At 71.5% G+C, this 3423-nt stretch carries 3 protein-coding genes; 2 read left to right on the forward strand and 1 reads right to left on the reverse strand.

Annotation, left to right across the window (positions count from 1 at the left end):
- A partial coding sequence (locus tag CCN44_RS40995; protein ID WP_086704289.1) for a class I SAM-dependent methyltransferase occupies nt 1-642 on the reverse strand: 642 nt, incomplete at its 3' end.
- Nucleotides 643-875: 233 nt separating this feature from the next.
- Between CCN44_RS40995 and CCN44_RS41000 the strand changes: the two genes are divergently transcribed.
- Nucleotides 876-2111, forward strand: coding sequence for a M20 family metallopeptidase (locus tag CCN44_RS41000; RefSeq protein ID WP_202430285.1), 1236 nt, complete (start codon nt 876-878; stop codon nt 2109-2111).
- 702 nt (nt 2112-2813) lie between these two features.
- Nucleotides 2814-3423: BMP family lipoprotein (locus tag CCN44_RS41005; RefSeq protein ID WP_143650433.1), on the forward strand; the 610-nt coding region annotated here is incomplete at its 3' end.

The raw sequence follows: 3423 nt of genomic DNA on the forward strand, positions 1-3423 counted from the left end.
CGCCAGCACCCACCCCCGCGGGCGGGTCTCCTCCCCGGCCGGCTCCCGGAGTGCCGTCGCCACCAGGTCGAGGCCCGCCCCGGTCAGCGCCCCGGCGACCTGCTCCGGTGTACGCCAGTAGTAGTCGAGGTCGATCTCCTGGCCGAAGCGCCCGGCCAGGTGCAGCCGGCCGGGTGCCGTGCCGGACTGGAAGCAGAGCAGCACATGGCTGCCGGGGACCAGCGTGCGGCGGAACTCGGCGCAGGCCGTCCGCAGCCCCTCGTCGGGCAGGTGGATCGTCGAGTACAGCGCGAGGACGCCGCCCAGGCTCGCGTCGGGCAGGTCCAGCGCGGTCATGGAGCCGACGTGGAAGCGCAGCCCGGGGTACGCCTCGCGGGCCAGATTCACCATCGCGGGGGAGAGGTCCACCCCGAACACCGGAACCCCCCGCTCGTGCAGGAGCGCGGTGCCGTGCCCGGGGCCGCTGCCCAGGTCGGCGACGGGGGCGCTGCCGTTCGCCGTGACCAGCTCGGCGAAGCCGCTGATCAGGGCGCGGTCCAGCGGGTGGACCCCCCCGGCCGGGAAGCGCGCGGCGTAGTCCTTGGCGATCGCGTCGTAGGCGGCACGGGTCGTCCGGAGGAAGTCCGCGGTCGAGTCGCTCACGACGGCGGACCCTACCGGGGCCGGCCTCCCGGCGGGTCCGGTTCGTGGACATCGCGCGCGTGACCCGGCCGAGCCGTGGTATCCGTGGAAGAGGAAAACAGAGGTTTTACCCACCAGAGTTCGCCGCCATGCGTCCGCCGGTCAGATTTTCTTCCCCTAACGGGCTGAACTTTTGTTGATCGAGGGGTAGTTGACCACCCGGGCGTCCTACCCTTCAGAGGGTGAAGCAATTGATGTCCCTAGAGTCCGAGGCCGGCCTCCCGGGGGATGTGCTCCCCGGCGTGCTGAGCGAGTCCCTGCACGCCGAACTCGTCGCCTTCCGTCGCGACTTGCACATGCACCCGGAGCTGGGCAACCAGGAGTTCCGTACGACCGCCGCGATCAAGGAGCGGCTGGAGCAGGCCGGGCTCAGGCCCCGCGTGCTCAGCACCGGGACCGGACTCGTGTGTGACATCGGGCTCGCGGAGGGTGAGCGCCCACCCGTACCGCTGCTCGCGCTGCGCGCCGACATCGACGCCCTGCCCATCCCCGACACCAAGACCGACTGCGCGTACCGGTCGACCGTGCCGGACCGGGCGCACGCCTGCGGTCACGACGTGCACACCACCGTCGTCCTCGGCACCGGGCTCGTCCTCGCCGACCTGCACGCCAAGGGCCTGCTGCCCCGCCCGGTGCGGCTGCTCTTCCAGCCCGCCGAGGAGGTGCTGCCCGGCGGCGCCCTGGACGCCATCGAGGACGGGGCGCTGACCGGGGTCGGCCGGATCTTCGCCGTGCACTGCGACCCCCGGGTGGAGGCCGGGCGGATCGGGCTGCGGCACGGGCCGATCACCAGCGCCTGCGACCGCCTGGAGATCGCGCTCGACGGCCCCGGCGGGCACACCGCCCGCCCGCACCTGACCACCGACCTGGTCACCGCCGCCGCCCGGGTCGCCGTCGACGTCCCCGCGCTGATCGCCCGCCGGGTCGACACCCGCGCCGGCCTCGCCCTCACCTGGGGCCGGATCGAGACGGGCCACGCCCCGAACGTGATCCCGCAGCACGCGGAGCTGTCCGGGACCGTGCGCTGCCTGGACCTGGACGCCTGGCGGCAGGCCCCCGACATCGTGCACGCGGCCATCGACGAGGTCGCCACCCTGCACCGGGCCAAGTCCGAGATCAGCTACGTGCGCGGGGTGCCGCCGGTCGTCAACGACCGGGAGTCCACCGAGCTGCTGCGCCGGGCCATGATCGCCCGGCGCGGCATGAAGTCGGTGGAGAGCACCGAGCAGAGCCTCGGCGGCGAGGACTTCTCCTGGTACCTGGAGCACGTGCCCGGCGCGATGGCCCGCCTCGGGGTGCGCCGGCCCGGCGAGCGCACGGTGCGCGATCTGCACCAGGGCGACTTCGACGCGGACGAGCACGCGATCACGGTCGGCGTGGAGCTGTTCACCGCCGCCGCCTTCCTGGACGTCAACGGGTCGCGGAGCTGAGCGGCGGGCCCCTGCGGGCCCCTGCGGGGGCCTGCCCGATCTGCCTTCCCGCTGGCAGCTCCGTCTTCCCAGGGCCCGGCCCCCTTCCCGATGGCAGGTCCGTCTTCCCTCGGCCCGGCCGGGAGGTCTCCTCCGACCCGGCCGGGAGGTCTCCTTGGACCCGGTCCGGGAGATCTCCCTCGCCTGGTCCGGGGGCTCCCCAGGCCCAGTCGGGGGGTCTCCCTCGGCCCGGCCGGGGCTCCCCACCAGGTCCGGTCGGGAGTCCCCTCCAGGTCCACTCGGAGGCCCCTCCAGGCCCGGCCGGGCGTCCCCACCAGGTCCGGTCGGAAGTCCCCTCCAGGTCCACTCGGAGGCCCCCTCCAGGTCCGGTCGGAGGTCCCCTCCAGCTCCAGTCGGAGGTCTCCCCAGGCCGGCCGGTACACCTCCCTCCACCCTGCCCCGGACCCCTTCCCCTGTCCGGCGCAACACGCATGCAAGCCATTCGTGCACTGTCCGCAACAACGGTGTGAGAGGGCCCAGAGTCCGAGTTCAGACGCTGTTTGCCTCGAATCGATAACGGCTTCCCTAGAGGGTTTTTTGCGACATCTACGCGCGTTACGATGCCGCGAAGCCGACGCCGAAGGGGCGTCTCGGCCGGAGCACTGCCATGGTGCTCACATCAAGCGCCGCCAAGGCGCTCAGGTCAGGTGAAGGAGCCTTCCCGTGCGCCGGGTAGCCAAGCTTTCCGCTGCGTGTATCGCCTCCGCAGCTCTCGCACTGACTGCCACTGCCTGTGGCAGCACCTCCTCCGAGAACGAATCCGGCTCGACCTCCTCGGGCGACGGCAAGGGCGTCAAGGTCGGTCTCGCCTTCGACGTCGGCGGCCGTGGTGACCGCTCGTTCAACGACTCCGCCGCGCGTGGTGTCGACAAGGCGAAGAAGGAGTTCGGCGGCGAGCTCAAGGAGCTGACCGCGAAGACCTCGGACACCGAGGCCGACCGCGAGCAGCGCCTGTCGGACCTGGCCGACGCGGGCTACAACCCGATCATCGGTGTCGGCTACGCCTACGCCGCCTCCATGACCAAGGTCGCCGCGAAGTACCCGAAGACCACCTTCGGCATCGTCGACTCGGTGGTGAACGCCAAGAACGTCGACAGCATCACCTTCACCGAGGAGCAGGGCTCCTACCTGGCCGGTGTCGCCGCCGCGCTGAAGACCAAGTCGAACCACGTCGGCTTCATCGGCGGTGTCGACGTCCCGCTGATCAAGAAGTTCGAGGCGGGCTTCGTCCAGGGCGTCAAGGACACCAACAAGAAGATCAAGGTCGACACCC

Source organism: Streptomyces tricolor, assembly GCF_002155905.1.
GTDB lineage: Bacteria > Actinomycetota > Actinomycetes > Streptomycetales > Streptomycetaceae > Streptomyces > Streptomyces tricolor.

What these genes read in the sequence shown, in the direction of transcription:
- CCN44_RS41000 (WP_202430285.1), top strand. Translation starts at nt 876, where the DNA reads ATGTCCCTAGAGTCCGAGGCCGGCCTCCCGGGGGATGTGCTCCCCGGC.